Here is a 25,305-nt window from a genome sequence, read left to right on the forward strand (position 1 = left end):
AGGTAGCAAATCGATCACTAAGTCGCACTACTGTCCCAAAGGTACGTAGCTACACATCACAGTTCTTCATTATCAATAGCATTGCTGAACACCAAAACCTCGTTATGTCAGCAATTCCCTAACAATATTGTTCTATGTTTTACTTACAAGTTGGTCATACTTGTATATTTTGTCAGCACTTAACCGTATGCATATAGAAACTTTGCACAATATAGACATACGCTGTCATATCACCCTCCTATAATACGTCGCGATATAGACAGAGGTTATTGTTATGAAATTAAAAACAGTGTCAGTTTGTGCACTTTTGGTATTGCTTGCAGGTTGCCAGCAGGAAAACCCAAGCCAAGCGACACAATTAACAACCTCGGCAGATGTATGTAATACACAAGGAAACATGCCAGGTGGGTGGAATGAGTTTAATGCTACCCCTGATGCACAAAAGGCAATGGCTTTTGTTTTGAAAAGAATGGACACAATAGCGTCGTTCAAACAAATACTGAACGTTCACGCGCAAATCGTTAGCGGCGTCAACTATGCCATTGAGTTTGAATTGGATGATGGCTCTATTTGGAATACAGTTGTTTATCGCAACCTAGATGGTGAGTATGCGATTACCCAGTCGCCAAAAGAAGGCCACTTTTGCGAACAGTAGCGATTAAGTAAGAAAGCCCCTAGATAGGGGCTTTGGGTTTTGTGATAGCAACTGAATTAGACAGCGAAGCTACATTGAGATTTGACCGATACTGTCGAACCGACTCTTGATGGTTCAACATCAATCCTCTGCGCCATTTGTTCTTTTAACTCAGAAACGTGAGAAATAACACCGATCATGCGTCCAGTCTGTTGTAAATCCACTAGCGTTTGAATGGCGAGATCCAAAGATTCTGGGTCTAAACTACCGAACCCCTCATCAATGAATAAAGTGTCTAAACGGATACCACCACTATAGGATTGCACAACATCCGACAAGCCAAGCGCCAAAGCAAGCGCTGCCATAAATGATTCACCACCGGAAAGTGTCGCAACATCACGTGTTTTTCCTGTGTAGCCATCTTCAACCATTAAATCTAAGCCGCGACCCGCAGCGCCTTTGAAGCCCTCTGTTTTTCGAGCAAGAATATAGCGCCCTTTACTCATGAGGCTTAAACGTTGAGAGGCCTGAATTAAAACATCATCCAACAGTACACCAAGAACAAAGCGATGCAGGCTAACCCTGCTGCCTGTTTTACCGCTGGCAACATCGTATAACGTACCAAACACTTTGTACTCTTCTTCTAACTTGCTATTTTTCTCATGCAGCGTAGCAATATCTTTACGAACTTTTTCAATTCGCTCAAAGGTTGAGCGCGTGGTATCGAGCTGATTCCTTACTTCAATATACTGCGCTTGCAGAGTGGTTAAGCTGTCGTTAAGCAAATCCAAGTCCGGTCTTTCAAGCGCTTTCAATGCATGGTTTAAATCATGTAGTGTTTGTTCCAGCTTGGTTTGTGTCTGTTTGAAGTTGTCTATTTCTTTCTGCCACGCTTGAAGCTCATCATCTGTCACTCTGCTATTTAGATAACTGCTTTCATCCTCAAATTTACTCGCCTGTAATGCCTCATTCCACGCTAATTCTGCTTGGCTAAGCTTTTGTTCTGACTCAGATAGCCACTGCTTGTTCGTCACTAACTGACTTTCAGCATTCGATTGCGCTATTACCGCTTGCTGCAAAGCGTTTTGCGCCTTTTCTAAACCTGTATTCAAGGTCAGAATTTGCTCTCTTGTGAGCGAAATGTCACGCTCAAGCGCATCAACGGAACTGTATTTCGGATCAATGGAAGCTTGTAATTGATTCAATTGTTCTTGGTTTGCTTGAACGGTTGATTCATTTGCCGCCATTTGATTCTGCAGCTCATGAATTTTATTTTCACCCACTAAGCAGCGTTGATTAAGCTGTTCAACGTTCTTTTCTAGCTTTTCAATATCAATAGATTGTAGACGTAGAAGTTGATCATTAAGCGCCTGCAACTCAGTTTGAGCCGTCGAGATCTCAGATGCTGCATGCTCACCAAGCTCTTCTTTCAACTGGTTACATTGATTCTGATACTGACTAATGACAACGTTATGTTGCTCTAGCTGATTACTTAGCTGGTTCAGTGAGGTTTGAGCTTCTCTTTCTTTCGCTCTAGCCGCCTGAACTTGCTCTTTTGTAACGATTTCTTCAACAAACGTTGCAAGGTTAGGATGCGCTTGGCTACCACATACCGGACATGCTTCCCCTGACTTTAGTCGCTGCGCTAATACTGCCGCTTGAGCGTTGTGCCACTTAAGCTCTATCGTATCAGCGGCTTGTTGACACTGCATATAGCGCTGACTAGCTTCCTGTAATGACTGCTGCTTGCTTACGGTTAACGCCGTAAGTTTAGAGAGCTCCAAAGTAAGACCATGCAGCTTTTGTAGATCCTGTAGTAGTCGTTGTTTTTGTTTTATTTCCGCATCGATGCTGCCAACAAGCGCAACATCTACTCGGGCTTGCTCTAGCTCTTTCTGGCCCTGTTGCGCCTGAAACGCTAACTTGTCTTTCAGCTCTATGTACTGTTTTAACGTTGCTTCAAATTGTTGTTTTTGTTGATGACCTGCCGTTATTTTGCTTTCCAAGTTGGCTTTTTCAACCAACTTGTCTTTCATGCTTTCAAGTTTATACTGCAGCTGCGTTAACTGTGGGACTTTTGCCGCAGCTTCTTTTGCACTTTGCTGCAAGTTTTCTTTTTCTTTCGTAACAGCATTGGCTTTATCAAGGCTCTCTTTCAAAGCAACTATTTTTTGTCTGAGCTCTTGAGTTTGAGCTTTTGCATTTTGTAATGAAACGTAGGGTAATTCTATCTTATTGGCATTTTTAGCGTTTTCTAATTGCTGTTGACGAACTTTTATCGAGTCTGAATGTTCTAGATGCAGCTTGAGTGCGTTTTCTGCTTGCTCTCGTTTCGAAAACTCTCCATTAATAGTTTCCGCTTTTTGTAATTCAGATTTAGCAACATTTAGCTTATCTAACGAAGATTGTTCATTCTTTCTATCGACCTCTAGCTGCTCAGCTGCTTGTTCAAGCTGGTGTAATAATTCCTGCTCTGAACTCACTCCTGCAACTTGTAAAGCGCCTCGAATTTGATTATCAAATTCATCTTTCGCTTTACTGATTGCGCTCGCTTTATCCTTGAGCGCGTACTCAATTTTTTTATATATGTCCGTTTGAAAGAGCTGACCAAAAATTTCTTCGCGCTCTTTAGAACTAGCAAGCAACAGCTCTCGGAACTTTCCTTGAGGCAATACCATTACTTGGCGAAATTGCGTTTCATTCAAACCAATAATATTGCTCACTTCAGTTTTAACCTGAGTCGTCTTGCTAGTGATGAGCTTTTCGGTCTCGCCGAGTTCATAAAGAGCCGCAGTGTGCTTTTTTACCGTCATCCCTTCACCACGCGCTTTGGGCGCTTCCTGCTCTGGAGATCGCACAACTCGGTATTGTTTGCCATGTAACGAAAACTCTAGAGCGACTTCGGTTGGTAAGTCTTGCGCCGATAAGTCACATCGCATCTGGATGCCTTGCCGCTCATTACCGGTAGTTTCACCGTAAAGGGCAAAGCAAATGGCATCTAAGATCGACGTTTTACCTGAGCCTGTAGGACCATTAATCAAAAACAGAGGGTTACGGCCAAGCTTTTCAAAGTCAATGACTTCTGTTTTTGCAAACGGACCAAAGGCTTGCATGGTAAGTTTAATTGGTTTCATCTTTGGTCCCTATTGCTGTGATAATTGCTTAATAATGTCAGTAACGGCTTGTTCTTGCTCTTGGGATAATTGACTATCTTGTGCCTCAATAAAAAAGTCTCGGAACATATCAATTTCGCTTCGGGCCAACTTTGCTTGCGCCATTTCCTGCTCTACCCCAATTAACATACCCGGTTTCTCAAGATGTAAAACGTTTGGATACACCGAACGAAGCTTTTCCATTGGATTTAAAATCGCATGTTTATCCATCAAACGAACTAACAAATAATCTTCATTTTTAGGGTCAGTCTTGCCCTGCTCTATGACTTTATCTAGCTCTCCCTCAACAATGCGCATTTCATGAGGGGCAATTAGCTCAATATGTTTAGCAGAGACAAATCCTTTCTTGTCTAGTTCGACTAACGTGAAGCCTTTCTTCTGGTTCTGTTCACCAAAACTGTACTTCATAAGTGAACCAGAATAACGGATATGCTCTGCGCCTTTCTTCTGAGGCTGATGTAAATGACCAAGTGCGACGTAGTCGAAATCTAAGAAATGCTCATGACTTACGCGATCAGAGCCACCAATAGATAGTGGTCGTTCAGAGTCAGACTCAATAGCACCATCAACAAAACAGTGGCTAACGAGAACACGCCTTTGCTCTGAAATGAAATGCTCTCTTATTTGCTCTACAAGCAGTTGATGTGCCTCATCATGAGTTGATACCGAGGTTTTGTAGGCAAATCTGACCTGTTCAGGGTCGTTATAAGGCATGCCATAAAACGCTACCTCACCCGCAGAGTCCGTTTTTATGATGATGGGAGTTAGCATATCTTCAAAGTTACTAACAATATGAAGGCCTGCATTCTTCATTTGCTCTGAGCCAAAACCTAATCGTTCTGCACCATCATGGTTGCCAGATATCAATATCATCGGTGTTTTCAGTTCAGTACAAATACGCTTCACGACTCGATTTAGCAGTTCTATTGCAACCGTTGGTGGCACCGAACGGTCATAAATATCTCCCGCCACTACAACGGCATCGACGGGGTTGTGTTCAATATAGTTAATCAGTTGTTCGAGTACTGCTTGTTGATCTTCGAGTAGTGATACATTGTGGAATTGTCGACCAAGATGCCAATCTGAGGTGTGGATAAACTTCATTCGAATTCACTTTCCGCCAAATCTTTAAGCAAGGTTTGCTCCTGCAATAATCCGAATTTCAGCCGTGTAAACATCAGAGTATTACGTGACTGGCTGAATCTGGCACAAACCAAAGCTCAATTTATTTAATTTGGGTTAGGATATCTTGAGTCGAACAGCTTTTCATGTAGTTTATGTTCTATGGTTCATTATTTCACCGGAAAGCGAGAAGAACGTTGTATAAACACCTTTTAAGCAACATTAAGTGATGGTCTCGAGTAAACATAACCGTCACATTTAAACCATTAAAAGCCAACGTTTAGAAGGGACAAACTAGATCCAGAACTACTCGTTATGCCAATTGTATAGAACTCCCACCGTATAACCATCTGGCTCGATATCAGCTTGCAAAACGTGGAAGTCTGAGTTGAGGCTACTTCTTTGATGCTCCTCAATCATTAACACTTTTAAAACACCTCCGCATGCGCCCAGCCCTCCTAGTTTAACATCAATAAATTGATACTGAGTTTGATCGGTCACCCAGGGAGACAAGAGTTGCATAGCATTTAACCATCGAGGCTCATCTCCATCAATGGATAAATGCAACTCACTAAGTGAGTGATCACACCCTACTCCAAGTTGTTTAAACACTTTATCGACAGCAATGCTTTGTTGTTTGGTATCTAAATCAATTCTAACATCATCAGTAACAAGGCCGGACTGTTGAAAAAAGCACTTCGTCAAAATGATCGAGTTTTGAGATTTGGCATGCTCTTCTGCATCGCGAGCAATTTCTATAGCCAGTATCCAAGTTGCTTGTGTTTCGTTAACTTCACGGTTTATCCGGTTTAGCGCCATCAAGAAAGCCGCTTGACCATAAGGATAAAAATAAATTTCTCTATTGGCAGAGTTACCAAGGATAAGAGAAAACTCGTTTATCAATGCCTTAAGCAAGCTTTTATCTACCGAAGACGGTAAAAGAACGCAGATATTCCCTTTGATATCACTTTGCTCCAGTATCTCGCGCTTAGAGCGCACAAGATTTAATATCTGCTCATACAGTGATTGATCAGGATAGGATCTTGGTGTTTCTGCGGGCAATCTAAAACATTCGTTAGCTATCTCACGAACAGTGTATGGCCTGCCATTAATAGCAAGAAGATGAGTTTGAAATGCGAGTGGCATCTAGCCTCCGATTAAAACCGTAGGCATGCCAGACAGAATTTTACCACCATGAGACGTTGAATCCCCGACCCTTGCAGCTGGCTTACCGTTGATTGTAACGCTAGAAGAGCCTGCTGAGATGCTATCCGGAGGACCTATACATATAAGCTTATCTCCCTGCCTAGCCGCTGGAATGCCGCCAATTGTCACGTTTGGCGAGCCAACTACGACGGGGCCACCTACATGAGGAATTTTTCCTGTTTTTTTAGGACAAAGATGAAAGCTGCCCAATATCGCGGCTGGTTTACCCACTTTAAATCACCTTAGTTCAATGAAATTTGCCCAGCTTTAAGAGCGATAGCAGAGCCGTTAATAGATATTTTATTGCCTTTGATGTTGATTTCTCCGGAACTAGACATCTGAATCGAAGCGCCACCGACTTTGATCTCGATACTCTTTCCTGCATTAAAAGACAACACTTCACCCGTTTCATTAGAAAAGTTTTTACCTACTTTCAAGGTCGCATTCTTGCCAATCTCTTGATTGACATCATTCGTCACTTTTTCGGTTTTACTGTTTTCAACGGCAATATCAACACAGTCTTCAACTAGCATTTGGAAAAGTTTTTCAGCATGAAGATAGATGTGTTCTTCACCGGGTTTGTCATCAAAGCGCAACTCATTAAAATTAGATGTGCCTTTTTGTACAGAACGCGATTTATAACCACTTTGAGAGCTTTGCTCTGGTAACGTGTAGGGAGGGAGTTGACTACCATTGTACAGTGACCCCGTAACAATTGGCTGGTCAGGATCGCCATTGACAAACTCGACGATGACCTCTTGTCCTACTCTAGGATGAAACACCGAGCCCCATCCGTTACCCGCGATATTTTGCGCAACACGAATCCAACATGAGCTGTTTACATCGTATTTACCAACACGATCCCAGTGAAACTGAACTTTAATACGACCGTGTTTGTCTATGTAAATTTCGCCATCTTTGTTTCCCGTTACCACTGCGGTTTGCAAACCTTTCATCTGAGGTTTCGGATAGTTCACTGAAGGGCGAAGGATTGTTTTTGAGTCAACACAACTAAATGATACTTTAACACCTTGCGCAGCAGTGCCACCTTGACCAGTCTGATTATAAACAGCCGCAGATAAAAAAACGGAGGACAGTACGTATTCTTTGCCGACTCGAGACTTATCTTCATGCTTTTTAAACTTAAAGCACTTTCCCACACTGAACGTTCGACACGTTGCCTCGCCACGGCACAGATATGCGTTTTGCTGTAGTGCTTCTATAGCGTGCGTGTTTCTAAGTGCGTATTGGTCATCACTTTCCGTTTCACCCATGTATTCAAAATACTCGCTTTCAGGCACGGTAAAAAAATCACTTTCACCCTTGGCAGTATTTTTAGGATTAGACGAAGGCTTAAGCATGTTATAGCCAGACTTTTGGCTTGCTTTAGTCGTCAAAACTTGGGTTTCATGCCAAGAAGAAATATGGCTAGACTTAGCTGTACCTGTATCAAAATCGACTAAAAACTCTGTACCCGGCTTATAGAAACTGATGTCGTCAAAAATCTTAAGCGTGTGGACAGACTTAGTGTGTGTGAAACAGAACGATAGCCCTTCTTCTGACAATAAGCGTCGGACAAATTCAAGGTCTGACTCTTCATATTGCACTTTGTATGTGTATTTAGGGTACGACTTAGTTAACTCAAAACTAAAGGCGACACTATGCTCCGAGAGTACTTCGGAGATAATTTCTTTTATATCTTTATGCTGAAATATTCTGCAATTTTTTCTGTAATCGGCGAAACGTAATTTAGGCTCTATTAATAACTCTATATTTTTATAATTCTCACCATTATGAGTATTAGAAACTCGTTGCCCTTCTAATCTTGCAGCAGATACATAACCATGTATATAACGAGGTTTTGAAGAAACATCCTCACTATTTTCAAGGGTAATTGTTACTTCTTTACCAATTATTTCGTTTAACTCACTTCGTTGATCATTAAAGTAAGCTTTAGCACGCAATGAAAAAAGTTCTGAGATCTCTTCTCTATACTCAAATGAGTTTAGTATGATGGCATCTTTTCCGAATGGAGAGGAAATTCGGATGAAATTGTTATCTTGAGTTGCTCTTTTCATTAAATACTTCTTTCAAAAAATGCGGGGGAATATTCCCCCGCATAAAAATTACATTTGTTGACCTTTAACACCGCTGTAGCCGTATACCAATGGCGCAGAAGTGTTGTTTTTATCGTCAGTAGGAGTCACTGTCATCATCATTTCAGTGTAAGAAATAGTGATGGTTTCAACTGGACGATCATCCTGGATAGAAACTGAGTAGTTAGAAATCATCGCATCAGTCAGTTCGATCTTCATGATTTCTTCAACTTTCTCACCCTGCTTAGTAATATGGAAAACCGCAGGTTTACCTTTACCAATTGTCGCTTCTTTAAATAAGTCAGGAGAAGAACGGTCTTGAAGTTTAGTGATAGTCAAATCATATAGACGAGTAGCGCTCGCTTCACGGTCCATCGCTGTACCAGTGTATGATGAGATCTCACGACCTACACTCCAATCTACAGATAGTAGTGTAATCAAATCTTTATATTGCTCGGCAGTTGCCTCACCCTTAATATCTGCGTATTTAAGATACGTATTAGACTGCATGCTAATCTCCTATAGCATTATTAATTGACATATATCGTAGTAATTTAATTATCTGACGTTTGATGATAATTAGTGATTAATGTATCAAAAACTTCATTTTAAATACGCCCTGTTATATCTTTAAATAAGACTTAATTTAAGCGTTTTTTATAAAAAATAATAGTTAATATGAACCAACTCCCAATTATTATTGAGAGTGTAAAGGATGTTAAACTATTGAGACATCAAGTCCACTAGTTGTACCTTTAACAATAATTTCATCAAACGTCTTATCATTAAGAATTGCATGCAATATTTCATGAGAAATCTTAGGAAGTAATGTGTTTTCTATGGTTGTCTGTACCACACGTGCACCGCTCCCCGACTCATTACTATTGTCTACAATATCATTAATTAGTTCTTCATCAAAAAATAGGTCAGCGCCGTAATTTTTACGAATGCGATTCGTAACTTTGGCTAATTTTAATTTTGTTATTTCTATCAATACTTCTCTTGATAGAGGCAAATAAGGTAATACATTAACACGTCCTAAAAATGCAGGTTTAAAGTCAACCAACAAATCGTCACGCAAAGCATCTTTTAGTGCTGAAGGTTCTGGAGATAAATCAGGATCAGAATACAACGACATCGTCGTTTCGGTCCCTGTATTCGCGGTCATAATAATAATAGTGTTTTTAAAATCTATATCGCGACCTTCACCATCTTTAATTGAGCCTTTATCGAATACCTGATAAAAAATATCTTGAACTCCAGGGTGTGCTTTTTCCATTTCATCCAAGAGAATCACACTATAAGGTTTGCGTCTGACGGCTTCAGTAAGTACACCACCTTCGCCATACCCAACATAACCTGGAGGCGAGCCTAATAATAAGGAAACTTTGTGCTCTTCTTTAAACTCGGACATATTGATAGTTGTGACATTCTCTTCACTGCCGTACACTTTCTCTGCAATAGCTAAAGCAGATTCAGTTTTACCCACTCCACTTGGTCCCGTGAGAAGAAATACACCATTTGGTCGTGTCTCATCCGTGAGCTGTGCACTGGCAGTTTTTATCACTTCAGACATGACTTCCAAAGCGTGCTCCTGTCCGACAACTCGTTTACACAAACTCTCTTTCAAACTCAGTACTGCTTGGATTTCATCATCCTGGAGTTTGCCCAGTGGTATCCCGGTCCAATCTGAAATTACTTCTGCAATAAGCGCTTCATTGACATGCGAAAATACTAATGGCTGCGAGTTAGCGGAGAGGCTACTTTCGAGCTCCTGTAACTTGTCCCTAGCAGTCTCAGAACCCTCCTTGATTATTTGAGCTCTAAGTGACTTAGCTTCACTTACCCACTCTTTTTCTTTCTCCCACAGCGTCTCTAGTTCAACTATTTCACTAGATAGAACATCAATCTCTTTTCTGACATCTTGCAACTGCATATCAAGAGGTGCACCTAGCTGACTTTCTTGGCTTAGGTGCTCATATTCAGCTTGCTTGGCTTTTAGTTTATTCCTTTTCGCATCTAGACCTCCCGGTGTAGACGATTGACTTAACGCGACTCGCGAGCAGGCTGTGTCTAAAACAGACACAGCCTTATCTGGCAGTTGTCGGCCATTAATGTATCGAGCTGAGAGTTGAACGGCAGCATTGAGGGCCTGGCTAGTGATGTGGACGTCATGGTGTTGTGCCATTACGTCAAGTAAACCACGTAACATCTCGATCGCTAGATCCGGCGCTGGCTCGTCGACCTTCACTACTTGAAAGCGTCTGGTAAGAGCCGCGTCTTTTTCAAAATACTTTTTATATTCTGCCCAAGTTGTTGCTGCGATCGTTCTGAGTTCACCTCTCGCTAACGCTGGCTTTAGAATATTCGCTGCATCACCTTGTCCAGCTTGTCCCCCACCACCAATCAGACCATGTGCTTCATCGATAAACAAAATAATGGGTTGTGGTGCGTCGTTAACTTCTTTCACAAGGTTTTTAAGTCTGTTTTCAAACTCACCTTTCATGCCAGCACCAGCTTGCAATAACGCCAGATCCAAAGACTTAATCGCTACATTTTGTAGAGCAGGAGGTACATCGCCATCAATAATCTTTTGCGCCAAGCCTTCAACAACGGCTGTTTTTCCAACGCCAGCTTCACCAGTTAAAATCGGGTTGTTTTGTCGACGTCTTAATAAGATGTCGATCATTAAGCGGATTTCATTGTCTCTACCAATAACCGGATCTATCTTACCTTCCCTAGCCTGCTCAGTAAGATCTGTTGTAAATTGATTCAGCGCAGAGTTCGCGTTTGATTTCCCTAGATCATTCGATCCTGATTGACGCGTATTACTTTCTTTAAAGTTCAATAACCGAGATGGTTCTATCTTGTTTAGCTCAGGGCTAATCGAACCAGCCATGTTGACTAACGTATCATCGGACAAGTAGGCAAATAAAAGATGAATGCAATTCAACTGCTCCTGATTGAATTCAATCGTTGCCGATAGCAAAGCATTTTGCATCACAGTCACTGTGTGAGCTGAAAGACCTGGGACCGATTGACATCCCGTTTTGTATTTTTCAAGTGTCTTTTGAAGATCAGTTTCAACCTTGATTTTATCGACATCAAATTCGTCGAAAACTTCTGAATAAATATCGGCAGGATGTTGAATAATCGTCATTAACCAGTGAGACATTTCAATACTGTGATGGGTTCGAGAGCTTGCCATCGCAGCTGCTTGTTCAAGTGTTTCCTTAGCCTGAGGAGACAATCTTTCGACCAACGCTGAAAGTGAGAGTGAAGCCATTATGTTTCCTTTAAATAGTAATTGTTATGGTTCGATCTTTTGTGCGTTTATGTTTTTTAAGTACAGAACCAACACCTAACTGACCATGTTTTTTTGATAAACAAACTTGAGGTAATAAACTATGTTTGGTGGTGAGCTGCCATTTCACTTGCTTATGCTTACCAATAAATTCATAAGCCGCACGTTTAATAATTTCTACATTTGGATGGTTAGGCAGTAATTTACTAACCAGATCTTTGTGCTTTGGCAGAAACTCGATCGTTGTTCCTGCGTTTATATTCCAAGCTTTCGAGCCTAAGGATGCTCCGGAACCAAGTTGAGCAAACTGCCCTTCAGGCATAGTTCGAGATGAAAGACGTGTTTGCTCTTCTTTTGCAAGATGTAGCCACTGCCCTTGAAACTCATGAATCTTTACTTGGCATCCAGATAAACATTCAAGAACACTTTTTAGTCCAGCTTTGCTTCTCGTCGGTGAAGCAAAAACACCACCATAGTGCAGGGACAACGAACTACCCTGGCCAGTTAATGCCGACTTACAATCTTCTAAAGGTGAACGTAATCCCTGTGCATGAGCACGAGACTGAACGGTCAATTGACTCAGTTGCCAGCATCGATAGTAAAGAGACAGTAAACGATGGTTAAAAATATCGTAGAAGTCCACCATTGCCGTATCGCCTTCTTTTTGACGATGCAAAGCTAACTCGCTGTAGTGCTGAGGAAGCACCCCCTGCTCACCCGTTAGGCCTATTAAATTGGTTTCAAGTGCTAGCTTGTGGCTATCAATATGTTTTAGATCGCAAAGCTGCGCATTTTCAAAACCTAACGATGGATTGACCTTTAAGTTTAGTTTTTCATGCTTCGGTAGAGCATCTGTCCCTATTTGTGCCTCGGCTTGCAAGATCTCGTGTTCGATAAGGTGAATTGCTTCAAACAACGGATGTTGCTTTAGATCTCGATAAAATTGCTCCGCGCTCATAGCAACACCTTATCGCCAGTTAATGCAGGCCATAAGTGGAAGGGCTTTCCCGTTGACTTAAGTCTTATTTCTAGCTGCGTAAAAATGTTAATTTCAGCATATTGTGCAAAGTAAACGGATAGCACACTACCTAGGAGGAAGATTTGCTCTTTAGGTAAAATTTGATCAGAAACCGTCAAAATGATTTTTATACCGTGCGCAAAACCAACTTTACCTTTCTGACTGACTCTACCTGTAGTCGGCTCGAACTCTAGCTTCGCTAAAGCATCAATTACCGCTTTCGTTTCTGCGGTCCCAGAAAACGCGTAGAGATTCAGAGTTTGCTTCAAAGTTGTTAATCCATCTTCTTCGGTAAAGTGGTTTAAAGTTAGAAGCTTAGTTAGCTGCCATCGTGTACTTTCATCCATTTCTGGCCGGAGGGTTTCTGATATAGAAACTAAACAACGAACTGACTCGAAGTTGTCATTTACTTCCGGCAAAGAGACTTTTGGAAGACCGCCTCCAAATGGAAGCTTCTGCGCTAAATTACGATTGCAGCACTCAGCTTCAACGTACATTAACCAGTTTTCTCGGCTCTCTGGACTGAACAATTGATGCCTTTTATCAACAAAAGAAATGTAAGTTTCCCTGCCCGGCTCATCGTATCCACCAGCCCAGTTTTTATCCTCACGTCTCATCAACCAATAAATTTCACTGGCGTTCATATAATGCGTGTGCTCACCAGCGTGATAACATGGCAGGTTGTGATACGTTTTGTTCCAGTTTCTCAATGTTACGTCAGAAATAGAGACAACCTCGTTACTCTCGGCTTCCTGGTATTGCGGTGATAAGTGGTAATCGTACTCGGTTGGTAGAATACGCTTGGGCTCCATAACACTTTTAAATAAGTTGACCACTGGTACACAACCAACCATCAAGCTCTCTTCATCCACTTGCTTAGGAAGCCAATCATCATTGGTATCAAAGTAAAAATACAGTTCAGCTTGCTCTCCAAGAGCTAGTTCTGATAATCCGAGTTCAGTGATATCAAAGAACATGAACTTCTCAGGAAAGTGCAGATACTCAACAAGTAATCTTGCTCCCGAAAAGCTTCTCTTACTGTATGGAACAACCTTCTCATCTTCTGAAAATCCCACTTCAATAAGATGCCTTTTCGTTAAAGAACGAACTTCTTTGCCACCCGCAACGACAGATAAACCAATTAGATTTTGAAATAGCATTTGGTAAAGTTTAAACGTCAACTGAGAGTGCCCGTTTAAATAAAAGCGCAACCGTTCTAATCCCATGTCACTCAGAGATGTCTCTTCATCTTGGGCGGTGAGCTGGATTTTCAAAACTGAATGAGCATGGCTTTCCCATTGGGAGCCCACCGATTTAAGCGGTGCGTTTTTGAAAGCGCCAGAGGTCACATCAACAGGGTACATTCTGACCGGATAACAGGTTCTAAACTCGCATTCGTGGTATCCAGGAGCACCGATAACGACTCGCTCACCTTCTTCTACGTCAAAAAAAGAGGAAGTGGAGCTAGAGCAGTTCATCTTAATGACGGACATTGATGGAATTGGTGCGTGAAAATCCGGATATAATTGCCCCATCAAAGATTCAGTGAACTGAGGATAACTATTGTCTAAACTTTGTCTAATCCTTGCCGTTAGAAATGCACAGCCTTCTAGCAATCTTTCTACATGTGGATCGTCAACCTGCTCCTCACTGATACGGAGTCTCGCAGCGATCTTAGGATACTGCTCCCCAAACTCTTGTCCTTTGTGACGTAAATAAGCTAACTCGCGATTATAGTATTTGAGAAACTCTTCACTCATTTCGCTCTACTCAGTTTCATACCTAAATTTACCGGCTCTACTTCAGAATTGAATCGCACTTCATGAATGCTGTTATCGATTAAGCAAGTGGCGCTAATTTGTAACCTCAACACCCTATCAATAGCGTTTTTCTCGTCCGAAATCTGGACATAAGGATTCCTTAACCTAGGCTCGAACTCTTTAATTGCATCATGAACAATGTCACAAAGCTGATTCTGCCCCTCTTGGCTGCTATAAGGCATCGAGGAAAAATCTGGCAGACCATAATTCAATATTGAATAGCGAACCTCTAAAAGGTCATCAGGAATGTTTTTCCATCCGATACGACTATTTAACATAGACTCCAGATCTCTAAGCAAGCTGTTCAACATCTGTTGTTGGCTCGTAGGGAAGTCTTTTTCATCTCTAGTTGAAGGATCACTATCCATCAATTTGTCGAGCAGAGAAACGGTTAAAGACATGTTATTGTTACGCTATTTGTTTCGACTCTAACAATGTAATCAAGTCACAGATTGGGAGGGCTGAATCACCAACTAGCCAACATTTTTGGCCTAAACCCACGAAGGATTCTTGCTCACCAAGCTGTTTCCAATCTGTTTCTCGACCTAGCTTTTGTGCGTCAGTTTCTGAGTCAACATAGGTCAATGGCATATGGCCTTCTCCTTCGCCAAGTCCGTCAATATCAAACTCTACAGGTCGCCAAATACTTTCTAATAAAGAGGTAGGTGCTTTTATTTCTAGCGCTTGAATGCTAGAAATTGGAACAAGAAAATAGTTACCCGCGGTGGAAAACAGTTCAATGTAACCACCTAAACGATCATCAATATCCCTAGCATCTTCATAGTTTGTACCGTTTATGTAAAAGCCTTTAATAGTACGATGCTCTTCAATGCTATGCGCTAGGTGTGACGCTTCTGCATAGTCTTGATTTTTGAGAGCGAGGTTAAAGCGAACAAGCTCTTTAGTGAATTCCTCGTCACCTAATACCTTGGCACTAGCCGCACCGTCGATAAAATCTTTTCTAGCCTGGGCCGCTTTCACTAAATGTCGCAACTGACTTGCACCAGGTAGATACTCAGGAAACAATTTGATCGATTGCATAAGTTGCTCATCCGCACGCTCGAAGTCTCCATCAATGCAAAGCAGCTCAATGAACGAGCTTCTCAAGCTTGCATCTTTAGGCGCCGCTTTAATTTCATCAATTAATAGCTCTAGAGCTTGTTGCAATTGGCCTTGGGACAAAGCATTTTTCCATTGGGTCATTGTTATTTCCTTACACCAAGTGCTCTGGTGATAATTCAGTAATTAATTTAATGCTAGATACCATTTGATCGAGCTGGAAGTGCGGTCGCAAATGGATAACAGAGTAATAGTGTCCTGGAGTTTCTCTTTTCTCTCGAACCGTAATTTTCGCTTCATTTAAGGGGTACTTCGCCCTAAGTTCATCAGATGCTTCATCCGACGCGGTAGTGTACTGATGCAACCATCGTTGAAAGTCTCGCTCAAGGCTTTCTGCATCTTGATATCCACCAATCTTGTCACGCCCCATAACCTTGAGATAATGTGCGACTCGCGACACACACAACGTGTATTGCAACATCGACGTGAGCTTTGCATTCGTTGAAATGTGTTTTTCTGCATATTGCTTAGGCTTGTAGAGAGATACATTCGAGGTCATCCCTACCATATCGGTTTCAGGTACAGGAGAAATAGAAATGAAACCGCATTCAGACAACTCTTGTTCTTTTCTCTCAGAGATCTTTAAGTTTAAAGGACATCTTTCACGGTCATTCTTGCCATTAACACGCATTTTGTTCCTAGTAGGAGCAACGATAATACCCTGACTATAATCCCCTTGCTTAATGCCTCGCATGTGCGTAAACCACCCATGCTCCTGAAACGCTCTAATTGATACGGCCGCAAAACAATACGCGCTACTCCCCCATAGCAAATCGCGATTAGAGTCGTAGACATGCTCTTGAAAGTCGAACTGATCGTTGCGTGAACCATCACTTTTATATGGCTGACGGAATAAAACATTCGGCGCAGTCAGGCCAATAAATTTGGTATCATCGTTGTCTCTCAAACTGCGCCATTTTGCGTAATCTGCCTGTTCAAATTGGGCCGCAATATCTCTTATCGCAGAAAGCTGTGAAAAACTGTCAACACCAAACATCTCCGGCGATGCTGACATAATGAACGGGCTGAATGCTGCCGCTGCAGACTGAGAGATCTTGCTGAGCACAGACAGATCTCTATCAAAATAATTTTTACTCGCATCACAACGAAGTTGATAATCGCCAACTACCACGCCAAAGGGTTCTCCCCCGGCCATGCCATATTCATTTTGATAGAGCAGCTTAAATAGTGCTGATTGGTCAAACTCGATGGCTTTTAGTGCATCTTTACTGACTTCATTCCATGTTGCCGCCAACACCTTGACTTTGACGGAGTCTGATGAGCGAGTGTCGACCTGTTCGCATAAATACCTCACGCCGATCCAACCTCTTTCGAGTTGTTGAAACTCAGGATGATGTATTATTTCGTTTAATTGAGATTCTAATAGCTCATCAATTCGGTTTATCGTGTTCATCACACTATGACGAAAACTGTCCAAATCTCTTGAACGCGTACCTTCTAGCCAAATTCGAGCTGACTCTAAAAGATCAGAAGATTCATTGAATCGAGTCAACCACGGGCTATCAAGCTCAGCATAGCCTCCTGTGCTGAATTCATGCTTTAGCTTACTGGGATCGCGAAAGTTAAGTGACACTGCTATTTCCATCTAGAACATAACGATTTGGTATGGCTGGCCCTACGACCAGCCAATTCATTTCTTATCCACCCGACTGAGGGATCTTTGCAACAAGTCGCAAAGATGTCGTCAATTCTTCCATTTGCAGCCAAGGCTTAAGCCATGCTACAGCATTGTAAGAACCTGGTGCGCCAGGGATTTCCTTAACCTGGACACGAGCATCTGCTAGAGGGTATTTCGCTCGGATCTCTTGACCACCACCCTCTGAAGCATTTACATAGCCTAGAATCCAGCGGTTCAACCAAGACTCAACGTCTTCTGCTTCCATAAAGCTACCGATTTTATCTCGAGCCATTACCTTCAAATAATGCGCAAAACGAGATGTCGCCATCATGTAAGGTAGACGTGCTGAAATCGCCGCATTAGCCGTTGCTTCTGGAGATTCGTGGTTCGCCGGTTTTTGACAGGTTTGCGCACCAAAGAACACCGCATAGTTTGTGTTTTTGTAGTGACAAAGCGGTAAGAAACCAAGTTTACCCAGCTCTGCCTCACGTCGGTCGGTAATACCAATCTCTGTTGGACACTTCATATCAGGATCGCCATCATCACTCATGAAGAAATGTGTTGGCAAATTATCCACTCGACCACCACCTTCTGCACCACGGATAGCTGTACAGAATCCATATTTTGAGAAGGCGTCTGTTAACTTAACACCAAGAACATACGAAGAGTTCATCCAACAGTAGTCATTATGCTCAGCATTGACAGCAATACCTGACACTGGATCTACTTCGAACTCTTCAAATCCAAATTCCTCAACTGGAGCAGTGGCTTGTCCGTATGGCAAACGAGCCAGAACTTTCGGCATAGTCAGGCTAACAAAACGTGAATCAGCACTCTCACGGAACGAACGCCATTGAGCGTATTCTAAAGACTCAAAGACCTTGTCTAGATCGCGTGGTTTTGACAGTTCAGTCCACTCATCAAAACCAAATAGTGCTGGTGAGGCCGCGGACAAGAATGGGGAGAAGCCTGAAGCGGCTACATTTGACATTAGGCGCAGCGACTCAATATCCTCTGGGTGGTTGGTAAACTCATAGTCACCAATTAATGCACCATAAGGTTCACCACCTGCACTGCCAAACTCAGACTCGTAAACTTTCTTAAAGATCTGGCTTTGGTCAAATTCAACCGCTTTACTCAAGTCTTTATGTAACTCTTTCTTGGTCATACTCATCATGCGAATTTTCAGAGTAGAGCTCGTCTCTGAGTTCATCACTAGATAATTTAAACCACGCCAAGAACCTTCAAGTTTCTGTAATTCAGGATGATGCATTACTTCAGACAACTGATCAGAAATCTGTTTATCAAGTAAATTAATCGCTTCACGAAAAGTTACCGTTAGGTTTTTGTTCCAAGTAACCGTCCCTTTCATCGCTTCTTCAGTGAGCGTTTTAATTAGCTCTTCAGCACGAGAGGCTTCTGTCTGCTTAGTTGCACCAATAGCTTGATCTAAAAATGAAGTTGTTTGTTCATTAACAGTTGGATCTAACTGCTTTTCAGCTTCAGTCGTCATTATTCCGCTCCTTCAGTACTGTCTGACTTCGCTTTCTTGCCAAGATCTAACTCGCCCGCAAGTTTTGCCAGATTGTCCGTGTTGTTCAAAACATCCTCTAAGATGTTTTCAAGCTCTTCAGAACGGTCAACTTTTGTCATCAAATCACGCAGTTTATTACGCGTTTCCATCAGTTGGCGCAGTGGATCAACTTGATTTACGATCGCAGCGGGCTCAAAGTCTTGCATTGATTTAAAGTTCAAATCCACCTCAAACTGTGAATCGTCGTTCGCAAGCTTGTTCGCAACTTTGAACTTAACCGATGGGTTCATCTTTTTGAGCACATCATCGAAGTTGTCTCGATCGATCTGAATAAAACGGCGGTCTTTCAAAGGCTTCAACGCTTCAGTGTTTTGACCAGCGAAGTCACCCATTACACCTACAACAAAAGGTAGCTCTTTCTTAAGAGTTGTACCTTCAGTTTCAACATCATAGGTAATGTGGACACGAGGCTTCCGTACTCGTGACAGTTTCGAGTGGATACTCGTCATACCATTCTCCCTTTATTAATTTTCATTTTGTTCTGCTATGCCAACCAAACGGAAGTAGCTTTTCTTTGCATCTCCGTCGGAGATAAGTTCCGCCAGTAACTCCGGCAGAGGCATTCCACACCAACGAATGATCTGTTCGATGGAGTAAGAAACTGGTGAGTGAGGCTCACTCTCTCTGAAGAAATCAGCCACTTGCTGCAATTGTCTAATCGCCTGCTCTCGTGATTTCATGTTTGTCGCTAATAGTGCATCAGAACTTTGTGAACTCACTTGTTGTTCCGAAGAAGTAGATTCATCCACCTCCTCCAGTTCTTCAAACACAGCTTGTGGTTGATTAAAACGCTCTCCAAGGAGATGCTTTAATGCCGAGTGTATTGATTCAAGCCTTTTTGATATATAAGAGCTAGGAGTAACATCACCTACCGCTTCATCTAATCGCTGACTGAATTCATTAAATGACTCTGTGGCGAACTCCAGATCAGCGATTAGCTCACGATAAAAAGCATCAGAGGTAGATTTAACTGTAGTTGTAATATCAGATAACTCTGTAGCGCCAAGATCGACTCGATTTCGGCGCTTATCTTCATCTAAACGCTCCAACTCAATAGCTTGCTGATATTCCCAGTAGGCATACGCTTGCTCAACGCCTACGTCAGTAAGCGGGATACAAGCAATAGGGAAAATAAGTGTTCCTTCGCTATCGATACCATTGAGGCCAGTAATCGCCGATATTCTTGTTTCAATGCCATCCTCATCAGGCATTGGATAGAGATCATCCCAAAACTTCTCGATGAACTCAGTAGCGAGTTTGTACCCAACGCCCATACCGCGAAAACCATACAATCGAGTTAGAGCCTCTATAAGCCAAGCAACAAACTCTAAATCTTTAGATTGATTCGTAAGTATCTCTGGTACTTCTTCTATAAATACCCGCCATAAGTTACTGTGGGTATAAATACTTTCTTCTTCTATAAGTGCATTGCGCTCTGCATTTCGCGCAGCCATACGCTGATCTTTTAATCGGTAATAAGCAGACTGTGGCGATACATCCTCTCTAGGGTCAACACCTGTGGGATTCTCTTGAGATATCGGAGCCAACGCTTGTTCATACCAATCGAACATCTCACTATTCATAAGACCTCCCTCTAAGAAAAACGGGGATCGTCGCGTCTTCTCTCGTTACTGCTTCAAATTCTGTCTGCGCTTGGCGAACTTTGACTAACGCACAAGTAACGTTATCACTTGCACCTCTCACTAACGCCGAATGCATGAGCGCTAATCCTGCTTGATTTACTGAGTCCGCATACAATGTCCGGTGAATTTCATCACTCGTTAATTCTTTAGAAAGCCCATCACTACACAGAAGAAATTGATCTCCGTCAGCCAACTGCCCCGAAACTTGATCAATAGTGATACTCTCATCTACCCCAACAGCTCTGGTAATAACATTTGCGAGAGGATGTGACTCAGCATCTTCAAATGCCAATAACCCTTGATCGACTAAATCCATAACTTGACTATGATCGCGTGTTTTTTGAGAAAAATGACCATTTCTAAGCTGGTAAATTCGGCTATCACCGACCCAAAGACAGTGGTAATACCCGTCCTGGATAAACAACAAAACGAGAGTTGTTCCCATCGTTTTACCGTCTAAGTGATTTTGTGCGTATTGATAAATTTCTAAATTCGCGGCTTGAACCACACTCCGGATATCATCGATATTGGTATTTGGGACATCCTGCATATGGCGCGCGATTCTATCCACTAGCATCTGGCTTGCTATGTCGCCAGCACTATGCCCACCCATTCCATCGGCTACAACCCAAATATGCTGCTCTGTCATATCTAAAAGAGCATCCTCGTTATAAGGGCGTACTTTTCCTGCGTGCGATTTAGCAAAGGTAAAATAGTTCCAATTCATTCTTCTATCCTACCAATTCCACTTTTTCCAACCGCCATCAAGCATGGCAGAAAATTGACCAATAGAAGGGAAACCGCTGGTCATAAACATACATGGTTCAACTAGAGTAGAGCCTTCAGTCCACCAAAAGCATGGCTTACTCAATTTTTCTTTAATGAGGTAATTCAAAAGTGCGCTTTGATCTGCTCCACCTTGATCATGAAAAATCGTAGATATTTGGCTTTGATAAAGAAACTTAAGAGGCCGCACTTCACTTTTTACATTCGCCACTAAATCGTTTTTTTCTTGCATGCTCTTATGCCAAACATCAAATACAAAGTCGTCCTCAAGTACTGCTAGGGCAAGAGATGCACTGTCCTCGGTCCAAGCTTTGTCCTCCCAATATTGCGCAGCTTCACCTTTTACGGCACGAGCTATAGTAAAGAAAAAGTATCTACCGCATGCATCTACACTAGGAATCATGCTACCAATGTATGTCGAGTCTTCTAAGTAACTAACATCCAGAGCAAAGTGCCACACAGGCGCGGTTAAAAAGTGCTCATTCCAACTTTCACCCAATTGTTCTCTGCTGACTGCAATAACAGCCTGCAGCCAGTCATGCCAGCGCTCTGAAAAGTCTTGTGATAAGCCATCTTTCACAAAGTCGCCTTTTGCAGGCATTTTACCGATATAACCCCAGGCTGATGTTACAAGGTTCGTGGACATCTGAACCTCTCCATTTCATTTGACCAAAACGGATTAATAGCACTAGACGGAATAAGCTCTAGTTGCACCTTATTTCCCTTTAAATCAATCATAACTATGTTGTCTTTACGTGATTCTGGTCTTGCTTTAAGTGATTGATCTAGCAGTTTGAATATGCCCCACTCACCTTCATAAGTATGGGCAATCTCTCGTTTAGATTCAGGTGGTGTGAACACTATTCGAGTCTGGTCTTGACCCGCAGGCCAGGTCAAGGATTTAGCTCGTGCTGGTCCATGCTTATAAACCAAATCTTGCTTACCTAACTCTAGAACAAACCGAGTAATGTGCTGATCCAGATACACTGGTTTCATACCGAACTCTACGCGCAATGAATTATCAGATTCAAAGAAAGACTGCCTGATACGCTTCGCTCTTTGAAAGACCATCAGCGTTTCTGGACGAACTCCAATTTCCTTTTCTAATCGCCAACGACTTTTCGACGTATCGACAAACGGTTCAAGATACTCTTGGAAGAATGAGTCAAGCGTACCTCCATAACCAAAGAAACGTTTGAAGTCCTTCAGCCTTACTTCTCTGCTCGCATTTGGCTCGAATGGGTATCTACCCGCAATCGTCCGCTGATAAGGGCGCACCACTTGCGTTACCCAAAGCTGATTTAGATGATCTTTCGACCCGCTCTCCGCAAACTTAACTGACTCTTGAGAAAGTTCACCTAGCCATTGATTAAATGGCCTAGGCAAAAGTTCTTTAGCGCGAGCAAAGGAAGCAGCCACATCTTGTGTAACGGTCCCATCTAAAATACTTTTGTAAGCAATTTTCTGATTATTACCTGAGCTTGATAAATCGCTTAAATACGAGCGCAAGTTAACCATAGCTTGTTGAATATCATCAAAGTCTTGTTCGCCGAGACGTAAGATCTCCGAAAAATGAGATTCGACTTCTTTACCTGGCAGTGCAACATTGAAACCATTTTCTTCAGGCAAGTACATGTCTAGTCTATCTGCCGTATTCGAAAATTTAACTTTGGCAACCTTACCTGCGACTTCAGAAGTGGCCTTCTGATTTTCTGACAATGATACTTTCGACAAACCAACTTCTTTTTGGATTGCCTTCAACAACGATTCGATTGGCCTTTCAACTCCAGATAGAACTCTAGCTTGTTCTGTTGCAAGCTCTAGGCTCGGAGCCTGCTTAAGTTGAATATCTTCGATCAGAGTTTTCCATTCATTCACATAATCTTGATAGTATCGAGATTGGACTCCTTGAATAGCGCTATCTTGATCAATTTCATGAGCCTTAAGATCGTCACCATAAACCCAGTTCTCTTCCATTAGGCTTTTTACTGTACGGTTGATCTGAATCTGAAAAATGCTATGAAAGCCATTGTACGTATAAAAGCCCGAAATGCCTTGTGATAACGGCTTTCCACTCGCTCGTTCAAACTGCTCAAGCCCTTTAGGTCCCAAGACATCAGTCAAACGAAATGAAGGAACATGACTCTTCGAAAATTGTATCTTCATTCGCTGGTAAGCACGTTCTGGTAGAGACATTTGTGTCAAAACCTCGCGAGCATTAGTCACGGCAGCAGTATTATAAGAAAAGCCTTGTCCATCATTCTCTAATAAATTTTGAGTGTGCTGTAACAGACCTTTTCTTAAGTCTATATTTAGTTCACCCGGATATTGACGTTCAAAATAGAAGTTAAACCAAGCCAACACTTCATCTTGTTGGTATTTGTCTGGATTAAATAACATCAAATAAGTTTTCAACGTTTCATACAAATACTCTCGATGCTGTTGATTACTTTCCATTTCCGTCACCAAGCTATCAAGAAGCAAGGGAGCGTAATATTGGGTCAACGCATCAGAATATGCATTGTTTGCCGCCTGTGAGACTTTATCTCCTTGATAGAGACCAAACCTTTTTACGGAATCAGCATCGCCGTAGTTGCTTTGCTTTCCTAGAGGAAGCGTCATCAATCGATCTAATGTCTCTACGGCTGAAATAATATCCGCCTCAAAATCTAGGCTCTCAGCACCAATCATTGCTTCAATATGGCCGGCTTGCTCATTGGTATCGACAATCAACTGAGAATTCCACTTGTAGCTCATAAGCCAAAGTGCAGACGCACCTAGCAGTAGAGAAGTACAGCCAATGTAAACACCTCGGCGCATCCACCCTGACTGCTTTTGATAGTGACGATTAACCGTTCCTAACAGTTGTTCCTTGAAAATAACCTTATCAAACAAGTTCTTCACGAAATAACTATGAGACCCTGTTGGGCTCTTTGCTAGAGCGAGGCGATTTAGTCCAAGTCCATTGGTCGATTCATTCATTAACTTATCGACTGGTAAGCCTTCTTGGACCGAGCTCAACATAAACACACCACGAATCAAGGCTGGCTCTTCAAAACTATTTTGTGCAAATATTTCCGCTAAAAATTCATCAAGGTTAGCTTGCAATACCCTTAGCTGTTTAGGAAATTCAAAAATAAGTGCTCGCTTCTCTAAATCATCTTCAGTTTCAAGGATTCTCAGCATTCGAGCATCAAGGCGCTCCAACATGCCATGAAATTCTTTATTGAATAAAGAAATAACCCCTCTTTCATCAGCCACTTCACGCGGAAACATGAAACCGAACAATTCCTCACGCTCTTCCTTACTTAGATCAGAGAAGAACTCATTGAAACCCGCAACTAAATCCATTTTGGTCAGTAGTACGTAAATAGGAAATTGCATCCCTAACTGATTCTTCAGTTCTTGAAGGCGCGACTTGATAGCTCGGGCATGAAGGCTTCGCTCGGTTCTTGTCTGCGACATCACACTGGCTAAACTGATCGTGACAATTGCACCATTAATTGGCCTTTGCGTTCTATATTTTTTCAACAACCCTAAGAAACCGTGCCATGCTTTAGAGTCGACTTTTTCTTGACTGTCTTGTGTCGTGTATCGACCGGCCGTATCAATCAGAACGGCTTTATTTGCAAACCACCAATCACAATGACGAGTTCCACCGACACCAGCAATAGAGTCAGAACCAAGGCTATCCACTAACGGAAACTCCAGCCCTGACTGCTTTAGCACTGTTGTTTTCCCTGTCCCTGGAGGGCCGATCAACACATACCAAGGCAAGTCATATAAGCTTCGCTTTCCTTTATGTGTTTTCGTTACTACTTTGACAGCTTGCTCAATACGCTCGCGCATTAAGTCAATTTCACTCGCCGCTTCTTTATCTGACTGACTATCAACCTCAAGTAACGTTTGAATACTTTCGTCTTCTTTAACTTTTTGCTTGTGCTGCTTAGTCACGTTGAATAAAGCCCACACAAACACCAGCACCAAAATCGTGACGAGTCGTTGGAAGTCGCTCTTTAGTGGCTCATATCCCGCTATCGTGATAAGTGGACCAACAACCCAAATAAAAATTGAACAAGCAGCGACACCGATAAGACCGAGAAACCACCTTTGAGTAAATATTCTGCCAATTTCTTTAATACGCATCTCTA

General features: G+C 42.2%; 19 protein-coding genes. 1 reads left to right on the forward strand and 18 read right to left on the reverse strand.

Annotated features, from left to right (window positions below; all coding sequences use genetic code 11):
• The first annotated feature begins 274 nt into the window (after nucleotides 1-274).
• Nucleotides 275-655: a cystatin family protein gene (locus D8S93_RS16720; RefSeq protein ID WP_005396397.1), complete on the forward strand. Its 381-nt coding sequence runs from the start codon at nucleotides 275-277 to the stop codon at nucleotides 653-655.
• A gap of 56 nt (nucleotides 656-711) precedes the next feature.
• Here the strand turns inward: D8S93_RS16720 and D8S93_RS16725 are convergent, their stop codons facing one another.
• From D8S93_RS16725 to tssM, 18 genes are all read right to left on the reverse strand, one after another.
• Entirely contained in the window at nucleotides 712-3,768 is a 3,057-nt protein-coding gene (locus tag D8S93_RS16725) for an AAA family ATPase (RefSeq protein ID WP_152814355.1), read from the reverse strand.
• 9 nt (nucleotides 3,769-3,777) lie between these two features.
• Nucleotides 3,778-4,911 (reverse strand): exonuclease SbcCD subunit D, encoded by a 1,134-nt coding sequence (locus D8S93_RS16730; protein ID WP_012842192.1) that lies wholly within the window; start codon nucleotides 4,909-4,911, stop codon nucleotides 3,778-3,780.
• A gap of 324 nt (nucleotides 4,912-5,235) precedes the next feature.
• A complete protein-coding gene (locus D8S93_RS16735; RefSeq protein WP_046875363.1) occupies nucleotides 5,236-6,075 on the reverse strand; it encodes a hypothetical protein in 840 nt (279 codons plus the stop codon).
• Nucleotides 6,076-6,366, reverse strand: coding sequence for a PAAR domain-containing protein (locus tag D8S93_RS16740; protein WP_005375969.1), 291 nt, complete (start codon nucleotides 6,364-6,366; stop codon nucleotides 6,076-6,078).
• Nucleotides 6,367-6,377: 11 nt separating this feature from the next.
• Nucleotides 6,378-8,213 (reverse strand): type VI secretion system tip protein TssI/VgrG, encoded by a 1,836-nt coding sequence (gene tssI / locus D8S93_RS16745; protein WP_104970760.1) that lies wholly within the window; start codon nucleotides 8,211-8,213, stop codon nucleotides 6,378-6,380.
• Nucleotides 8,214-8,261: 48 nt separating this feature from the next.
• Nucleotides 8,262-8,741: an Hcp family type VI secretion system effector gene (locus D8S93_RS16750; RefSeq protein WP_005375967.1), complete on the reverse strand. Its 480-nt coding sequence runs from the start codon at nucleotides 8,739-8,741 to the stop codon at nucleotides 8,262-8,264.
• A gap of 208 nt (nucleotides 8,742-8,949) precedes the next feature.
• A complete protein-coding gene (tssH, locus tag D8S93_RS16755; protein ID WP_152814357.1) occupies nucleotides 8,950-11,517 on the reverse strand; it encodes a type VI secretion system ATPase TssH in 2,568 nt (855 codons plus the stop codon).
• A 10-nt stretch (nucleotides 11,518-11,527) separates the two neighbouring features.
• Nucleotides 11,528-12,493, reverse strand: a complete 966-nt coding sequence (tssG, locus tag D8S93_RS16760) for a type VI secretion system baseplate subunit TssG (protein WP_114322985.1) — start codon at nucleotides 12,491-12,493, stop codon at nucleotides 11,528-11,530.
• Nucleotides 12,490-14,313: a type VI secretion system baseplate subunit TssF gene (gene tssF / locus D8S93_RS16765; protein ID WP_012842187.1), complete on the reverse strand. Its 1,824-nt coding sequence runs from the start codon at nucleotides 14,311-14,313 to the stop codon at nucleotides 12,490-12,492. Before tssF ends, tssG begins: the two co-directional genes overlap by 4 nt.
• On the reverse strand, nucleotides 14,310-14,774 hold the full coding sequence (gene tssE / locus D8S93_RS16770) for a type VI secretion system baseplate subunit TssE (RefSeq protein WP_012842186.1): 465 nt from the start codon (nucleotides 14,772-14,774) through the stop codon (nucleotides 14,310-14,312). Before tssE ends, tssF begins: the two co-directional genes overlap by 4 nt.
• A gap of 7 nt (nucleotides 14,775-14,781) precedes the next feature.
• Nucleotides 14,782-15,576 carry a type VI secretion system accessory protein TagJ gene (locus tag D8S93_RS16775; protein WP_152814359.1) on the reverse strand — a complete coding sequence of 265 codons (795 nt, stop codon included), beginning with the start codon at nucleotides 15,574-15,576 and terminating at the stop codon, nucleotides 14,782-14,784.
• A 10-nt stretch (nucleotides 15,577-15,586) separates the two neighbouring features.
• Nucleotides 15,587-17,098: a type VI secretion system contractile sheath large subunit gene (tssC, locus tag D8S93_RS16780; RefSeq protein WP_152814361.1), complete on the reverse strand. Its 1,512-nt coding sequence runs from the start codon at nucleotides 17,096-17,098 to the stop codon at nucleotides 15,587-15,589.
• Nucleotides 17,099-17,150: 52 nt separating this feature from the next.
• The gene (gene tssC, locus D8S93_RS16785) at nucleotides 17,151-18,644 is read right to left on the reverse strand and encodes a type VI secretion system contractile sheath large subunit (RefSeq protein WP_005396386.1); all 1,494 of its coding nucleotides are present in this window, start codon (nucleotides 18,642-18,644) and stop codon (nucleotides 17,151-17,153) included.
• The gene (gene tssB, locus D8S93_RS16790; RefSeq protein WP_005396385.1) at nucleotides 18,644-19,174 is read right to left on the reverse strand and encodes a type VI secretion system contractile sheath small subunit; all 531 of its coding nucleotides are present in this window, start codon (nucleotides 19,172-19,174) and stop codon (nucleotides 18,644-18,646) included. The genes tssC (D8S93_RS16785) and tssB overlap by 1 nt, the downstream gene beginning before the upstream one ends.
• A gap of 15 nt (nucleotides 19,175-19,189) precedes the next feature.
• The gene (gene tssA / locus D8S93_RS16795; RefSeq protein ID WP_152814363.1) at nucleotides 19,190-20,308 is read right to left on the reverse strand and encodes a type VI secretion system protein TssA; all 1,119 of its coding nucleotides are present in this window, start codon (nucleotides 20,306-20,308) and stop codon (nucleotides 19,190-19,192) included.
• Nucleotides 20,301-21,095, reverse strand: coding sequence for a PP2C family protein-serine/threonine phosphatase (locus D8S93_RS16800; protein WP_005398381.1), 795 nt, complete (start codon nucleotides 21,093-21,095; stop codon nucleotides 20,301-20,303). Before D8S93_RS16800 ends, tssA begins: the two co-directional genes overlap by 8 nt.
• 9 nt (nucleotides 21,096-21,104) lie before the next feature.
• A complete protein-coding gene (gene tagF / locus D8S93_RS16805; protein WP_048625112.1) occupies nucleotides 21,105-21,800 on the reverse strand; it encodes a type VI secretion system-associated protein TagF in 696 nt (231 codons plus the stop codon).
• A complete protein-coding gene (tssM, locus tag D8S93_RS16810) occupies nucleotides 21,782-25,300 on the reverse strand; it encodes a type VI secretion system membrane subunit TssM (RefSeq protein WP_152814365.1) in 3,519 nt (1,172 codons plus the stop codon). The genes tagF and tssM overlap by 19 nt, the downstream gene beginning before the upstream one ends.
• Between the last annotated feature and the right edge of the window lie 5 nt (nucleotides 25,301-25,305).

The sequence above is a fragment of the Vibrio sp. VGrn 2 genome (assembly GCF_009361695.1).
Lineage (GTDB): Bacteria > Pseudomonadota > Gammaproteobacteria > Enterobacterales > Vibrionaceae > Vibrio > Vibrio diabolicus.